This is a genomic window from Pseudenhygromyxa sp. WMMC2535, from assembly GCF_011083025.2.
In genome coordinates this window covers 3,329,430-3,343,913 of record NZ_JABJWV010000001.1, presented here as the reverse complement: position 1 = coordinate 3,343,913, position 14,484 = coordinate 3,329,430, and the positions used below count along the sequence as shown (strand labels likewise).

General features: G+C 70.6%; 13 protein-coding genes and 1 pseudogene. 8 read left to right on the top strand and 6 right to left on the bottom strand.

Features of this window, described 5'->3' with window-relative positions; all coding sequences use genetic code 11:
* Positions 1–101: 101 nt before the first annotated feature.
* From G6O69_RS12945 to G6O69_RS12935, 3 genes are all read left to right on the top strand, one after another.
* A complete protein-coding gene (locus G6O69_RS12945) occupies positions 102–1,139 on the top strand; it encodes a fibro-slime domain-containing protein (protein ID WP_172303812.1) in 1,038 nt (345 codons plus the stop codon).
* 21 nt (positions 1,140–1,160) lie between these two features.
* Positions 1,161–1,475, top strand: a complete 315-nt coding sequence (locus tag G6O69_RS12940; RefSeq protein WP_172303811.1) for a hypothetical protein — start codon at positions 1,161–1,163, stop codon at positions 1,473–1,475.
* A gap of 140 nt (positions 1,476–1,615) precedes the next feature.
* Entirely contained in the window at positions 1,616–2,464 is an 849-nt protein-coding gene (locus tag G6O69_RS12935; protein WP_172303810.1) for a mechanosensitive ion channel family protein, read from the top strand.
* Between the two features lie 99 nt (positions 2,465–2,563).
* Here G6O69_RS12935 and G6O69_RS12930 read toward each other — a convergent pair whose 3' ends face one another.
* From G6O69_RS12930 to G6O69_RS12910, 5 genes are all read right to left on the bottom strand, one after another.
* On the bottom strand, positions 2,564–3,622 hold the full coding sequence (locus G6O69_RS12930) for an endo alpha-1,4 polygalactosaminidase (RefSeq protein ID WP_172303809.1): 1,059 nt from the start codon (positions 3,620–3,622) through the stop codon (positions 2,564–2,566).
* A 229-nt stretch (positions 3,623–3,851) separates the two neighbouring features.
* Positions 3,852–4,691: a hypothetical protein gene (locus G6O69_RS12925; RefSeq protein ID WP_172303808.1), complete on the bottom strand. Its 840-nt coding sequence runs from the start codon at positions 4,689–4,691 to the stop codon at positions 3,852–3,854.
* Entirely contained in the window at positions 4,681–5,610 is a 930-nt protein-coding gene (locus G6O69_RS12920) for a DUF692 domain-containing protein (protein WP_172303807.1), read from the bottom strand. The genes G6O69_RS12925 and G6O69_RS12920 overlap by 11 nt, the downstream gene beginning before the upstream one ends.
* A gap of 98 nt (positions 5,611–5,708) precedes the next feature.
* Complete coding sequence (locus G6O69_RS12915; protein WP_172303806.1) at positions 5,709–5,996, bottom strand: hypothetical protein; 288 nt, start codon at positions 5,994–5,996, stop codon at positions 5,709–5,711.
* Positions 5,997–6,302: 306 nt separating this feature from the next.
* The gene (locus G6O69_RS12910) at positions 6,303–7,811 is read right to left on the bottom strand and encodes a hypothetical protein (RefSeq protein ID WP_172303805.1); all 1,509 of its coding nucleotides are present in this window, start codon (positions 7,809–7,811) and stop codon (positions 6,303–6,305) included.
* Between the two features lie 85 nt (positions 7,812–7,896).
* On the opposite strand from G6O69_RS12910, the gene G6O69_RS12905 reads away from it, so the two are divergent.
* Complete coding sequence (locus tag G6O69_RS12905; RefSeq protein ID WP_172303804.1) at positions 7,897–9,276, top strand: MFS transporter; 1,380 nt, start codon at positions 7,897–7,899, stop codon at positions 9,274–9,276.
* 13 nt (positions 9,277–9,289) lie between these two features.
* On the opposite strand, the gene G6O69_RS12900 is transcribed toward G6O69_RS12905, so the two are convergent.
* Positions 9,290–10,264, bottom strand: coding sequence for a Smr/MutS family protein (locus tag G6O69_RS12900; RefSeq protein ID WP_172303803.1), 975 nt, complete (start codon positions 10,262–10,264; stop codon positions 9,290–9,292).
* 46 nt (positions 10,265–10,310) lie between these two features.
* Here G6O69_RS12900 and G6O69_RS12895 point away from each other — a divergent pair, with 46 nt between their 5' ends.
* The 4 genes and pseudogenes from G6O69_RS12895 (at position 10,311) to G6O69_RS12880 (ending at position 14,449) form a co-directional block, all read left to right on the top strand.
* Positions 10,311–11,033: a molybdopterin-dependent oxidoreductase gene (locus tag G6O69_RS12895; RefSeq protein ID WP_172303802.1), complete on the top strand. Its 723-nt coding sequence runs from the start codon at positions 10,311–10,313 to the stop codon at positions 11,031–11,033.
* 47 nt (positions 11,034–11,080) lie between these two features.
* Positions 11,081–11,932, top strand: a pseudogene (locus G6O69_RS42095) (DNA methyltransferase); the annotation flags it as partial.
* A gap of 507 nt (positions 11,933–12,439) precedes the next feature.
* Positions 12,440–13,180, top strand: a complete 741-nt coding sequence (locus tag G6O69_RS12885; protein ID WP_217909817.1) for a 7-carboxy-7-deazaguanine synthase QueE — start codon at positions 12,440–12,442, stop codon at positions 13,178–13,180.
* Positions 13,181–13,192: 12 nt separating this feature from the next.
* Positions 13,193–14,449, top strand: coding sequence for an NAD-binding protein (locus G6O69_RS12880; RefSeq protein ID WP_172303800.1), 1,257 nt, complete (start codon positions 13,193–13,195; stop codon positions 14,447–14,449).
* Positions 14,450–14,484: the final 35 nt, after the last annotated feature.

The following is a 14,484-nucleotide window of genomic DNA, read 5'->3' as shown; positions in this document are numbered from 1 at the left end:
TGACGCCATGGAGAGTCCGGACCCGCGATCGCCAACAGCCAGCTCATATCAGCGAAATTCGGATACCACAGGCCGGGGCCCTGGCGTACTCTGATCACGCCATGAACCGAGCCAATGAGTCGTTCATCTGGGTGAGCTGTGCGCTCCTCGCCGCCTTCGCCCCCGGCTGCGGAGACAGCGGGGGCGAGGACGCGGACGAGGTCGGCGTGACGGACGAGGAGAGCGCGGAGGGAGACACCGCGACGAGCACCGACGCCGGCACGGAGGTCGGGACGACGGGGGCGGACAGCTCGACAGACAGTGACAGCGACAGCGACAGCGACTCGGACAGCGAGAGCTCCTCGGGCAGCGAGAGCGACAGCGGCTCCGAGAGCGAGAGCTCCTCGGAAGATGACACCGAGGGCGAGTCTTCCGAGAGCGACACCGAAGGTGACACGGAGGGCGAGACCGAGGGCGAGACCGGCGGGGATCTGTGCGGGACCACGATCTACCCGACCTACCGCGACTTCGTGCCCCTGCAGCCGGACTTCGGCTGCCAAAAGTCCGGCAGCTTCGCCTACCCCGGCCTCGTGCTCCAGAGCCTCGGCGCCGACGAGAAGCCGCAGTACAACCCGGCTCCGCCCGATCCGCCCAACGGCTGGAGCGGCACGCTGCCGCAGATCAACTCCGCCGACAGTTTTTCGGTCTGGTACAACACCGTCGACGGGGTCAACCTCGAGATCGAAGGCGAGATCGAGCTGGTCGAGGATCCGCCGGACTCGGGGCTGTACAGCTTTGCGAGCACCTCCTTCTATCCGCTGACGGATCTGGGCTTCGGCAACAACACCACGCCCAACTTCGCCGGCGAGACCTACGACTGGAACGCGGCCTTCACCACGGAGATCCACGTCGCCTTCCAGTACGAGGCCGGGCAGGAGTTCACCTACATCGGTGATGACGACGTCTGGGTGTTCATCGACGGTCAGCTGGCCCTCGACCTCGGCGGCCTGCACTCCCCCGACGAGGGCACGATCTACCTCGACGACCTCGGGCTGACCGAGGGCGCGACCTACTCCCTCGACGTCTTTCACGCCGAGCGCTGCGGGAGCGGCTCGAACTTCCGCATCGACACCTCGATCAAGTGCTTGAACCCCCAATGACCCGCGACAGGTGACCCTGCCATGTCCTCCGTGACCGTCATCCGCGGCGAGGTTCGCCGCCGCGCGCCCTGCTGCCCGAGCACGGCCTCGTCTTGTTCGGGTCCGCCACCGCGCGGCGTCAGCTCCTCGCCAGGCGACGCCCTCGAGCCCTCGACCGCCCCCGTCGCCAATTCTTCCGACCGCGAGCGTGGACACGACCGCGGCCGTGGACATGACCGCGGCCGCGACCATGGCCGTGGCCACGGTCGCCGGCGTGGCCACTTCGTCAGCGCGGACGAGCGCTGCGAGGGCAGGCGCTTCACTCGAAGCGTGGTCACGCGTACGCCCGCGCGCTGACAGCCCGCGAGCGCAACAACAATCGTGCGCGCACGCTCGCTCGTCGAGCGTGCGCGCGCGCAACGATCCACGCGGCACTCGGCGCCCCCCTCCCCGGCTGCGCGTGCGAGGATCCCGGCCAAGCAGCCGAGCGGGCCACCATGCACGAGATCCTCAATCGCCTCGAAGACCTGTTCTCCCCGACACGGATCGCCCACTACCTCGTCGACGACCTGCTCCCGGACCTGGTCATCGCCGGGATCACCATGCTCGTCGCGTGGCTGATGTGGAAGCTGCTCGCGCGCACCGTCCAGGCCGTGCTCGGCCGCTCCGAGCTCGACGAGACCGCCCAGTCCTTCATCCAGACCCTGCTCCAATACCTGGTGTTCGCCATCGGCCTGGTCACCGCCCTCGGTCAGCTGGGCGTCGACACAGCCTCGCTGCTGACCAGCCTGGGCGTCGTCGGCCTGACCATCGGCTTCGCCGCCCGCGACACCCTGGCCAACGTGATCTCGGGGCTGTTCATCTTCTGGGACCGGCCCTTCGTGATCAACGACCTGGTCGAGATCGACGGGCAGTACGGCCGCGTCCAGAAGATCACCATGCGCTCGACCCGGGTCGTGACCTCCGACGGTCGCATGCTGGCGATCCCCAACAGCCAGATCGTCAACACGGTCGTCGCCTCCTATACAAACTTCCCGAACCTGCGCCTCGACATCGCCTTCACCATCGGCGTCGAGGAGGACATCCCCAAGGCCCGGGAGATCGCCAGGCAGGTGGTCGTCGATGACCCGCGCTACCTCGGAGACCCGGCCCCGGTGGTCGTGGTCACCGCGCTCAACGACTACAACGTGAGCATGGAGCTGCGCGCGTGGCTCGAAGACGAGCGCGAGCACGTCCCCTCGCGCCTCGAGCTGCGTGAGCGCCTGTTCGAGGCGCTCAGGGCCGCGCAGATCGAGATGCCCTTCGAGACCCTCGCGGTCGTCGAGACCCGCGCCGACGCCGGCTAGTGTGCGCGCCAGAGGAGCACAGATAAAAGTGGCCCTCGACGGTCGAGGCTGGACCCATGCTCGACCGCCGAGAGCCTTCGCCGCTAGTGGTAATCGCTGTCAATCGAAGTGCTGATAGCCCTCGATCGCCGGGTCTTCGCAGATGAACGAGAGCTTCTCGCCGTAGGTTCCCATGTAGTCGTCGAGCGCGCCCTCGCAGTCGTTCTCGTCGTAGTGGACGATCACCCCGAGGCCGCCGGCGTCGAGGAAGCCCTGGAGGTGATCGCTCTCCCACCAATCGAGGTCGTCGGTGTAGGACTCGAAGGTCCCGCCCTCGAAGCCCTCGGCGCCCTGAGCCGTGTTCTTGGCCATGCACCACATGCCCGCGTCGTGGACGCGATCGCACAGCGCCTGGCTGTAGGCCTCGGCCTCGGTCTCGGTGACCGTGAACCCGTACTCTTGCTTGTAGTCCTGGTCGTAGGCCCAGTCCATGTTGTCGAACTCGACCATGTCGCAGCCCCAGTCGGCCAGCTGATCGATGCGCGTGCCCATGATCTCCACGACCTCGGCGTCGGGCAGGTCGATGAAGTACTCGCCGGCCCACTGGCCCCAGGGCGTGTCGACGCAGTGCGGCTCGAGCTCGTCGAAGTCGTCGCGCCAGTCCTCGCAGGTGCCCACGCTGATGTAGCAGCCCACGATGTTGTTGTTGGCCCGGATCTGGGGGATCGCCTCGCGGGCCGCGCTCGAGTCGAAGGGGTCGATGAGCACGTAGCAGCTCTGCGCGTCGGCGAGGATCGCCTCGACGGTGTCGGCCTCGTAGTTCTCTTGATAAGCCTGGTTCCACACGCACAGCGGCGAGATCGGCAGGCTGCCCGTGTCCGCGCCGCCCTGCGTGTCCGTCTCGCCGCTGTCCGTGCCCGAGCCCTCCGTCTCGCCGCTCGCCGTCTCGCCGCTGCCCGTGCCCTCGGTGTCCACGTCCTCGCCGTTCGTGTCGGCGCTGCCCGAGTCCGTCCCGCTCCCGCTCCCGCCCCCGCCCCCGCCCCCGCTCGAGTCCTCGTCATCCTCGCTCGCCGCGTCCTCGCCCTGATCCGCGTCGCCCTCCTCCGAGTCCCACTGACACGCTCCACAGCTAACAATCAGCGCAATCCCTAGCGCACGATTCGTCAATCCGTTGAACATGCATTGATCCTAGCGCAGCGACGAATAAATGCCCGAGGAAAGGTCGTCTGCGCTATCACCAATCGATCCATTGTGAGCGTGATTCTCTGTCCTTTGTGCCAAGCAAAAAGGACAGTCACGGTTCGACTCAGCAAAACCCGTAGGCTCGACTCACAAGTAAAACAAAGCCCCGGACCGCGACGGCCCGGGGCAAAACTCAGCGGCGTGCTCGCGGTTGCGAGCCGCTCCGCTATGCACCCCCGTGGAGCACGTGGATGTCGATGAGCTCGGCGATCGCCAGGGCCGTCTGCCCGAGGATCTCGTCGTTCAAGCTCTCGCCGGTTTGTTCGCAGGCAGCGAAGAGCGCGTCACGCAGGGTCTTTTGGGCGAGCAGGCCGTCGAGCAAGGCCGCGGCGCGGGGCGGGAGCTCGTGAAAGCGGACGCGCTCGTCGAGGTCGCGGTAGCCGACCAGGCGAACCGCCCGCGCCTGCGGAGCCGCGTCGGCAGCGGGCTCCCGGGGGAAGCGGTGCACGGCCCAGTCGTAGCGGCGCAGCGTGGCCGTGGGGTTGCAGACCATCGGCCGCTCGAGATCCAGGCCGACGCCGGTCGGCTCGCCCACGGGGCGCGGATCATTGCGAAGGCTGCGCTCGAGGACCGCGTGGGCGGCCAGCGCCCCGAGCCAGGGCGGGAGGCTCTCGTCCTCGGCCCAGCGCGGGCAGGCCCAGGCCAGGAACTCCTCGGGGACCTCGCGCAGGTAGGGGCTGTGCGAGCCGCTAGCCTCGATCCAGGCGCCCACCTCCTCGCGCAGGCGGGCCTCGCCGATGACCTTGGCGGCCGGACCGATGAAGCCCCGAACGGCGCGCAGCAGCCTGCTGTGGACCATGTGCTGGTAGGCGAGCAGGCGCTCGACGCCGTAGCCGAGCATGCCCACCCGGGCGCCCTCGTCGAGGCCGAGCTCTTCGAGCGTGCCCTCGGGATCTCGCTCGACCCGCGCGCGCAGCTCGGGCTCGCGGATCACCCGGCCGAGGGCGACGAGCAGCTGCTCCGGGGGCGTGCTCGAGTCGAGGGGTGCCGGGGCGTCAACGGGCACGCTGGACCTCGCGGGCGCCCGCGCCGGCGCGCGACTGGACCTGAGACTCGCGCCGGGCCAGGGCCGCGTCGTAGCTGGCCTGGAGCGCGGCGACCTCGTCGAGGAGCTCGTCGAGGGCGGGGATCTTCTTGTCGCGCTCGAGCAGCACGGGGAGCGGACCGGTGCGCTCGACCACCCACTGCATGAGCTCGTGGACGGTGGGCTCCGCGGCCGCGCCGTGATCGTCGAGGAAGAAGCCGAAGCGATCCCAGCGCGAGTGCCCGGCGACGTGCATCTGAATCACGCGATCCAGGGGATAGGCCGCGACCATCTCGCGGGCGTCGAAGCCGAAGTTCTTGGAGTTGACGTAGACGTTGTTGACGTCGAGGAGCAGCCCGCAGTCGGCCTCTTCGCAGATGATGGTGGCGAACTCGGCCTCGCTCAGCCGCGGCTGGCCCATGGGCAGGTAGTAGGACACGTTCTCCACCGCCAGCTGGACGCCCAGGCGATCTTGGGCCTCGCGGACCCGCGCGGCGAAGCGCAGCGCCGAGGCCTCGTCGAGGGGCAGCGGGAGCAGGTCGTGGAGCACCGCGCCGCCGTAGCCGGAGAAGCACAGGTGATCGCTGTGCCAGCCGCTGCCGTAGCGCGGCAAGAACTCGCGCAGCTCGGCGAAGTACTCGGCGTCGAAGGGGTCGAGGGCGCCCAGGGACATCATCACGCCGTGGGTGATCAGCGGGACGCGCTCGGCGATGGTCTCGAACAGCCGGCGGCTCCGGCCGCCGCGGCGCATGTAGTTCTCGGGGCAGACTTCGAGGAAGGCCAGCTTGTCGACGACCTCGTCGAGGCGCTCGCTGACGTCAGCGATGAACTCGGCGCGCAGGCCAAGGCCGACGCCGGTCGGGGTCTTGGAGGAGTGGAATCGTTCGCGGACGCTGGTCATCGTGCTGCCGCCTGTCGTGAGAGACGTTCGGAGGGCTCAAGTGAGAACGCCCGTGACCGAGAGTCGGCCACGGGCGTTCGGGTGAAGCGAGCGTGGGCTCAGACAGCCTCGGTCGCGGCCTCGGCGTCAGCCTCGCCCTCGCCCTCGCCGGCGCAGGAAGCCTCGGCGTCAGCCTCGCCCTCGCCAGCGCAGGAAGCCTCAGCGTCAGCCTCGCCCTCGCCAGCGCAGGAAGCCTCGGCGTCGGTCGCCTCAGCGTCGGTCGCCTCGGTGGCCTCGGTGGCCTCGTCGGGGTTGGCGGTCTCGGCTTCCTTCTTGCAGCCGGTGAGAGCGAGCGAGCCAGCGCCCAGGATGGCGAGGGTAGCCACGATGTCCTTGAGATTTGCCATTTTGTTCTCCTGATCCTTCGTCGGTCGTCCCGGGTTTAGAAGCTGGGTTGCGACGAAGTCCGCCGCTGGGGGAGCCCCGGGTCGTTTCGAGATTGAAGGAATGGATATCACGCTCGCGGGCGAGCGTCACTGAACAATTGCCCAGAAAACGTGCAAAAGCTCGCTCAGTGGGGTCGAAAATTCACACCCCCCGCGGGGGCCCTCCAGCTGCGCCAGAAATTTGCGTTTGGGCGGCTGCTGGCGGGTCACACGCCCATGTGGAGATCCTCCCAAACCCCGCGAAGAGCGAGGGCGCGAGCGCGATCTTCACCGCGACGGGAGATCCACCAGCGGGCGGAGGTCCTCCAGCTCGAGCGCCAAGATGTGCTCGGGGATCGATTCGGCCTCGAGGTGCTCGTTCATCACCGCGGTCGCCGAGATGAGCTCGTCGAGCTCGCCCGCTTCGAACCACCTCGCGATCTCCTGGTCGAAGCCCTCGAAGAGCGCGGCCGCGGACCAGCGCTTGGTCGTGGTCGACGAGGCGTTCATGGAGATCATCAGGTCGTCGAGGGAGCGCTCGCCGTGGGCGGCCCGGCGCAGGCGCAGGTCGAGGTCGCAGGCCAGCGCCGCGCCGCCCCAGTAGACCCGGCGATAGGCCGCGCTGCGCCGCATGTTCTCGCTCGCCTCGCCCAGGTTGCGCCCGCCCCTGCGGCCGCTGGCCTTGCGAAAGCCGCCCACGAGGATGTCGTGGGCGAGGCGAAGCTGCCTGGCCTCGGGGTCCTCGCCTCGCCCCGGCGCGCCGCCGTAGCCGAGCACGCCTCGGCGCGCGCGAAGCAGCGGCGTGTAATAGGTGACGAAGCCCTCTGCCATCCACGGCTCGTCGACCAGGGGCATGGTGAAGTGCAGGTGCTCGTGGACCGCGACCCACTCCCCGGGCAGCGCCTCGCCGGCGGCGTCGCGGTCGAGCAAGAGCAGCGCCGAGGCCCCGCCGCCGCGCCGCGCCATGCCGAAGAGCACGGGGTCCTTGCCCCAGCCCGACGCCGGCACGACCACGACCGAGACCTCGTCGCGGGGGAAGCGACCGTAGAGCGTGGCGACGCTCTCGGCCGCGACGGTGATCCAGCGCTCGATGTCCGCCCGGCTCGCCCGATGATCCTCGTCGAGGACCGCGACCTCGAAGTGGGCCTGGGCGGCCTCGAAGCGCAGCGGCTCGTAGCGCCCGAAGGCAGCCCAGGCGCCCCACACGAAGGCGCTGCGCTCGAGCCGAAGCCAGCCGGGCGAGCCGACCTCCGAGCCGGGCGCCTCCGACTCGGGCACCCGCGGCCAGGGCAGCGTCGCGTGGACGCCCTCGGGCAGCTCGAAGCGGGCCTGGGCGTCGAGGACATCGGGCACCTGGGCGGGGTGCCACAGCCACTGCGAGGGCGAGAGCATCAGCGCCTGCTCGCTGCGCTGGGCCTGGCGACCCCCGGCATCGACCGCGGCCTCGAGGTCGATCTCCAGGTCCACGCAGCCCTGCGCGCCGAGGTCCTGGATCAGCAAGCGCTCCCCCGAGCGCGCCAGCGCCGGCCCGCCGCGGACCCGAGCCGACTCGAGCTGCGCCGCGGACCCCGACGCGGCGACCAGAGCTCGAGGCGGCGGACCCTCGATGCACAGCCCGAGGGCCATGTGCGAGAGCGACTCGTCGAGGGCGATGGTGTAGCGCCAGCGCGAGCTCGCCTGGCGCTCGGCGCCGCCAGCCTCCGCGCCATCCATGTCCGCGGCCGCCGTCGCCTGGGGCGTCGGCGCGCAGGCCGAGCTCAGCAGGGCCAAAGACACGAGGCGAAGCGATGAGCGCATGGGCGTACTCCGGGGCCTTCGGTGCCCGCGCGAGGATTGTTTCATCCGCGTCGCCGAGCCCGCAGCCAAAGGTCTACCATGGGGCGTGTCCGAGACCCCACCGGCGGCGTCCACCCGCGCTCAGGCCTTGGCGATCTTGGTCGTGCTCACGGCCATCAACTTCCTCAACTACATCGACCGCTACGTGCTCGCCGCCGTGCTCGAGAGCGTGCGCGTCGACTTTGGCATCCAGGACGCCGACGCCGGCCTGCTCGGGCTGATGTTCATCGTCGTCTACACCCTCGCCTCGCCCTTCACCGGCTGGCTCGGGGACCGCGTCGTCCGCAAGTACCTCGTCGCCGGCGGCGTGCTGCTGTGGAGCCTGGCCACGGTCGGCTGCGCCTACGTCGACAGCTACGAGGGCCTGCTGGGCATGCGCGCCCTCGTCGGCGTGGGCGAGGCCGGCTACGCGACCGTCGCCCCGGCGATGATCGCCGACTTGTTCCTGCCGCAAAAGCGCGGGCGCATGCTCGCCTACTTCTACCTGGCGATCCCCGTGGGCTCGGCCCTGGGCTACGTGCTCGGCGGCTTCATCGCGGGCAGCTGGGAGCAGCTCGTCAGCCCCGAGCTGCTCGCCCTGCTCGGCCTCGACGGCGCCTCGGACCCGGGCTGGCGCCTCGCCTTCTTGCTGTGCGGCTTCCCGGGCCTGATCTTCGGCGTCGCCGCGCTGCTGATGCGCGAGCCCCAGCGCGGGGTCCTCGACGCCCCTGGCGAGGCCCACGAGGCCGGCCTCGACAGCCCGATCGCCATGGTCAAGCGCCTGTTCACGAGCGTCGCCTGGCGGGCCACGACCGTGGGCATGGTGCTGATGACCTTCACCATGGGCGGGCTCGCGTTTTGGATGCCCACCTTCCTCCAGCGCGCCCACGGCATGGACGAGGCCGCCGCGGGCACGATCTTCGGGGGCATCACCGTGGTCGCCGGCCTGCTCGCAACCTTGATCGGCGGCTTCTTGGGCGACCGCGCCTTCGCCCGCGGGGCCGGGGGCTACCTGCGCGTGAGCGGCTGGGGCCTGGTGATCGGCGCGCCCATGACCTTGATCATGGCGCTCGTCGACATGCGCACGGCCGTGCTCGTCGCCGCCTTCGCGGCCGAGTTCTTCTTGTTCCTCAACACCGGCCCGCTCAACGCGGCGATCGTCGGCTGCGTGCCCAACAACCTGCGGGCGAGCTCCATGGCCGTCAACGTGCTGCTGATCCACGCCCTCGGCGACGCGATCTCGCCCTACCTGATCGGCGCGGTCTCGGACGGCGCCGGCCCGGCCCTGGTCGGTGAACTGCTCGGCGCCTCGGCCCAGGTCGCCGGCCTGCGCCTGGCCATCGCCCTGAGCGCCCTGCCCGTGCTCGTCGGCGGGCTGTGGCTGCTGCGCGGCGCGGGCCGAGTCGACCGCCACCCCGACGGCCTGACCGGTCAGCTCGAGCGCTGACTGATCCAGCTGCTCAGCCCGACTCGACGCGCAGCTCGACGATCGCGCTGCCCCACTCCCCGTGGACGTCGAGCTCGGGCGCCCAGCCCAGCACCGGCTGGCCGGGGTCGCTGCACCAGGCGAGCAGCATGCGCTTGAGCACGGGCTGACTGCGGCTCTCCACGCCCTTGCCGGGGATCACCCGACAGTAGCGCTCGCCCTGGGCTCGGCACACCCGGGCAAAGAACTCGAGCTGACGCAGGGCTTCGACTCGCCGCAGATGGCGAAGGTTGCAGGTCGGCAGCCGCCCCCGGCCAGCGCGTGCGAGGAGCGTGCGCTGGTCTGCGTCGAGCTCGGGGTGCTCGAGGGCGATCTCTGGAATCGGTCGAATGTCGTCGACCCAATTGCTGCCAACCCACGCCTTTGGATCGAGGTTCGAGCCGAGCGCCCTCGCCTCGCCCTCGGACACCGCCACCTCGGCTGGGACACCAACCCCGCGCGCGTCTTCATCTTCATCTTCATCTTCATCGGCGCGCGTATCTTTGGGCGACGCCGGGAGCTCCACGAAGATCAGCAGGCGCTCGAAGTCCACGCCCTCGCAGACCCGTGGGTTGTCCTCGTCGAGGTGATCGAAGATCAGCGCCATGAGCTCGTCCTCGCCAAGGCGGCGCACCCGCGCGGCGGCCTCGCGCGCGGCGGCCTCTCGCGCGGCCAGAGCCTCGCTCGCCTCGCGCTCGCGCGCCGCCGCGAACAAATCCGCGTGCGGCTCGAGCAGCGCGGCCATACCCGTCGGGTTTTTCTCGCGTTTCATGCGTCCTGCCACGGCGAGCCCCGGACGCGGGCCCTTCCCTGGCCGCGCGTCGAGGTCCATTAATAGCACGGCCTCCGCGCTCGAGGGGCCGCGAGCGGACGCGACGCCGAAGATCGCCCGCGCCTGGTTCACGCCCTCGCGCGCGCGTCGAGGGCCAGACAGCTCGTCGACGCGCGCCCTCGCGCGCGACCATGCCATGCTGGTAACGCCCCAGCGCGGCCTCGCGTTGGCCCCCCACCCCACCATGTCCAACAACGAGCGACCCAAGCACCCCGCGGTCTCGCGCGCCATGGACCGCCGCCGCTTCATCCAGCAGCTCGGCGCTGGCGCCTCCGTGCTCGCCTTTGGTGGCGTCTATGCCCTCGCCGACGAGGGCACGATCGCCACCGCCCGCGCCGCGGACCGACCCGACGGACGGCCGCGGATCCCCCCCGGCCAGCGGGTGATCACCGCGATCAAGCCCATGGGCGGCGAGCCGGGCGAGCCCTCCAAGTCCAAGTACCGGCTCAAAATCCACGGTGAGGTCGACAAGGCGCTCGAGCTGAGCTTCCGCGATCTCCTGGATCTGAAGCAGGTCACCCGCAGCGAGGACGTCCACTGCGTCACCGGCTGGACGCTGCTCGACGCGCGCTGGACCGGCGTGCAGCTGAAGACCCTCGCGGCCATGGCCGGCGTCGGCAAGCAGGCTCGCCACGTGATCTTCGAGGCCGCCCACGGCTACACGGCCAACCTGCCCCTGCGCGAGGCCCTGGCCGACAACGTCATGGTCGCGCACAAGCTCGACGACAAGCCCCTGGCCAAGGATCACGGCGCCCCGCTGCGCGCGGTGATCCCCGATCTCTACTTTTGGAAGAGCGCCAAGTGGCTCACGGGGATCCGCTTCGTCAGCCGTGACGCGCCCGGGTTTTGGGAGGTCCGCGGCTACCACAACCACGCCGACCCCTGGGCCGAAGAGCGCTACGCCTGAGCGCCAGCGCGGCGCAGTCGGGGTGGTCCGCGCGAGAGCGCGATGGCATGATCGTGCGAGTGCCCGACGAGCTCACTCGCACGCAGGGGTCGGTCGAGCTGCGCCTCGGCGACAACCTGGAGCTGCTCCCGACCCTGGCCGACGCCAGCTTTCGCCTGATCTACATCGACCCGCCCTTCAACACCGGGCGCAAGCAAGAGCGCAAGCTGCTGAAGACGCGCAGCGTCGCCGCCGGAGGCGACCGGCGGGGCTTTGGCGGCAAGCAGTACGCGACCACGGAGCTCGGGCGAAAGTCCTACGCCGACACCTACGACGACTACCTGGGCTTCCTCGAGCCGCGCCTGCGCGAGGCTCGACGCCTGCTGAGCCCCGACGGCAGCTTGTTCGTGCACCTCGACTACCGCGAGGTCCACTACGTCAAGGTCGCCCTCGACAGGATCTTTGGCCGCGAGTGCTTCATCAACGAGATCATCTGGGCCTACGACTACGGCGGGCGGACCAAGAAGCGCTGGCCGGCCAAGCACGACACGATCCTCTGGTACGCCCAGGACCCCGACAACTACGTGTTCGACTTCGCGGCCATGGACCGCGTGCCCTACATGGCCCCGGGCCTCGTCGGCCCCGAGAAGGCCGCCCGCGGCAAGACGCCCACGGACGTCTGGTGGCACACCATCGTCAGCCCCAACGGCAAGGAGAAGACGGGCTACCCCACGCAAAAACCCCTCGGCGTGCTCCGGCGGATCATCCGGATCCACTCCGAGGCCGGGGACCGGGTGCTCGACTTCTTCGCTGGCAGCGGGACCACCGGCGAGGCCGCGGTCCGGGAGGGGCGCGACGCCCTGCTGATCGATCGCAACCCCGAGGCCGTGGAGGTCATGCGCGCTCGGCTGGCGCAGTGGTTGATTGCGAGCGAGCAGGGCGACGAGGCGCCCCAGGAAGCCGCCGACGCCGACGCCGACGCCGACACGAACGCGACGCTCGACCAACCTGCGGACGCGCAGGCGGCCTCGGGAGCCGAGACTCCTGCGGCCCCGGAGAACGCCGAGACTTCTGCGAGCCCCGACCCCAGCCCCTCCCCCGCAGCGCAGACTTCCGACGCTCGAGCGCCTCGCTCGTCGGAACACGACGAGCGCGCCCAGACCGGCGCGCACACGCAGCCCCACGCCGAGCCCCCTGCTCTTGCGCCAAGGCCCGCGTCAGGCTGCGCCGAGCTCAGCGACCCCTCCGCGCAACCTCCAGCCGCCGAGCCCGCTGCTCCCGCGCCAGACTGCGCCGATCCCAGCGAGCCCTCCGCGCCCACGCGCGCGCCTGCGCCAACGAGCGCGCCCGCCGAGGGGCCGACGAGCGCGAGCGAGACCAGCGAGCCCTGACTGGCGCCCGCCGGCCAAATCGTCCAGCATCGCCCCATGGCCGAGGACACCTGGCTGCGCATCCAGGAGCGCTTCGTGTCCGTCCAGGGCGAGGGCGCGCTGGTCGGCGTGCCCAGCAGTTTCATCCGGGTCTCGGGCTGCAACCTGCGCTGCGCCTGGTGTGACACGCCCAGGACCTCGTGGGCGCCCGAGGGCGAGGCCGTCGAGCTCGACGCGCTGGTCCGCTGGTGCGCCGCCGGCCCGCGCCACGTGGTCTTGACCGGCGGCGAGCCCATGCTCTTCGCGGCCTCGGCCGCGCTCAGCCAGCGCCTGCGCGCCGCGGGGCACCACCTGACCATCGAGACCGCGGGCACCCGCCGCTGCCCGGGGATCGCCGCCGACCTGATGTCGATCTCGCCCAAGCTCGGGCACAGCACCCCTTGGGACCGGGCCCGCGCGCAGGCCAAGCTCGCCCTCGCCGAGCGCCACGAGCGAGACCGCCTCGACCTCGCCGTGCTCCGCGAGCTCACCGCTGGCTTCGCGTGGCAGCTCAAGTTCGTGGTCCGCTGCGCCGACGCGGCCAGCGTGCGCGCGGACCTCGACGAGATCGAGGATCTGCTCGCCGCGCTCGAGATCCCCGCGAAGCACCGCGACCGCGTGCTGCTCATGCCCGAGGGCGTCGACGCGGCCGACCTCGAGGCGGGCTACCGCGTGGCCGCCCCCCTGATCGTCGAGCGCGGCCTTCGTCTGGGCCTGCGCCTGCACATTCAGCTCTATGGCAACCGCCCGGGGACCTGAGAAGATCCACGCGTGCCCGTCCTCGCCCCCACCATGGCCCGCGCGAAGCTCGACCGCGCGGCGGTCTACCTGCGCGCGGCGGCCCTGGCCACGGCCTTCGCCCTCGGCTTCTTGGGCCTGTGCTCCGGCGTCGACCTCAGCGAGCGCCCGCTGGCGGACGAAGGCCTGTGGGCCAAGGCCTACTACGCCCTGAGCTTGTTCGTGATCGGCGGGACCGACCTCGGCACGCCGATCGGCGGCCCCGCCTGGGGTCGCGCGATCTTGTGGGCCGCCTACTTTTTCGCCCCGCTGATCACCGCCAGCGCCCTCGTCGAGACCGCCCTGCGCATCCTCAACCCCGCGGCCTTGCGCGTGCGTCGGCTGCGGGGCCACGTGATCGTCGGCGGCGGCGGGCGCCTGGCCCTGCTCTACGTCAAGCGCCTGCGCGAGACCGAGCCCCACGTGCCCGTCGTCGTCGTCGAGCGCGACCCGGCCGCCCCGCGCCTGGCCGAGCTCCAGGGCGTCTACAAGGTCACCATCGTGCTCGGCGACGTGCGCAGCGACGAGCTCCTCACCGCCGTCGCGGTCGAGCGCGCGCGCCGGGTGATGCTGCTGACCGGCGAAGACTTCGCGAACCTCGACGCCGCCGCGCGCATCGCCGCCCGCGCCCCCGCCCTCCACGGCCACATCGCCGCCCACGTCTCCGACCTCGGCTTCATGCACGCCCTGCCCCCGGGCGCCGCCACCGACTACGAGATCTTCAACGGCCTCGAGTCCGCCGCCGTCCACCTGGTCAAGGAGAGCCTGCTCGCCCGCTTCGAGTCCACCGCCTACCGCGACCTGGTGATCCTCGCCGGCTTCGGGCGCTTCGGCCAGACCGTCCTCGACCAGCTCCAGACCCACGCCAGCGGCAGCTTCTCCGCCGTGATCCTCGTCGACCTCGAGGCCGAAGCCGAGGCCCGGCGCTTCGCCGAGCGCCCTGGCTTTGGCGACTACGCCTGCCACGTGATCGAGGGCCACGTCGGCGACTCGCTGATCTGGTCGGCCGTCGACGAGGTCATGGCCCGGGAGATCGGCGACCCGGTGATCGTCGTGGGCACCGGCTTCGAGGGCACGAACTTGCACGTGGCCCTGGACCTGATCCGCCGCTACCCGGGGGCGCACATCACCGTGCGGACCTTTGGCCAGTCGCCCTTCACCCGCCAGGTCGCCGAGGCCACGGGCCTGCACCCGATCACCTTGGGCCGGCTGATCGCCGGCGCCATGCCCCAAGCCTGGTTCGAGAGCTGAAGCCCCCTCTCAAACCACCCACGAGCCGGAAGGCG

Coding starts and splice junctions, on each gene's coding strand:
- G6O69_RS12920 (WP_172303807.1), bottom strand. CDS start 5,610: ATGACCAGCGTCCGCGAACGATTCCACTCCTCCAAGACCCCGACCGGC.
- G6O69_RS12895 (WP_172303802.1), top strand. CDS start 10,311: ATGTCCAACAACGAGCGACCCAAGCACCCCGCGGTCTCGCGCGCCATG.
- G6O69_RS12940 (WP_172303811.1), top strand. CDS start 1,161: ATGTCCTCCGTGACCGTCATCCGCGGCGAGGTTCGCCGCCGCGCGCCC.
- G6O69_RS12915 (WP_172303806.1), bottom strand. CDS start 5,996: ATGGCAAATCTCAAGGACATCGTGGCTACCCTCGCCATCCTGGGCGCT.
- G6O69_RS12885 (WP_217909817.1), top strand. CDS start 12,440: ATGGCCGAGGACACCTGGCTGCGCATCCAGGAGCGCTTCGTGTCCGTC.
- G6O69_RS12935 (WP_172303810.1), top strand. CDS start 1,616: ATGCACGAGATCCTCAATCGCCTCGAAGACCTGTTCTCCCCGACACGG.
- G6O69_RS12945 (WP_172303812.1), top strand. CDS start 102: ATGAACCGAGCCAATGAGTCGTTCATCTGGGTGAGCTGTGCGCTCCTC.
- G6O69_RS12910 (WP_172303805.1), bottom strand. CDS start 7,811: ATGCGCTCATCGCTTCGCCTCGTGTCTTTGGCCCTGCTGAGCTCGGCC.
- G6O69_RS12900 (WP_172303803.1), bottom strand. CDS start 10,264: ATGGCATGGTCGCGCGCGAGGGCGCGCGTCGACGAGCTGTCTGGCCCT.
- G6O69_RS12930 (WP_172303809.1), bottom strand. CDS start 3,622: ATGTTCAACGGATTGACGAATCGTGCGCTAGGGATTGCGCTGATTGTT.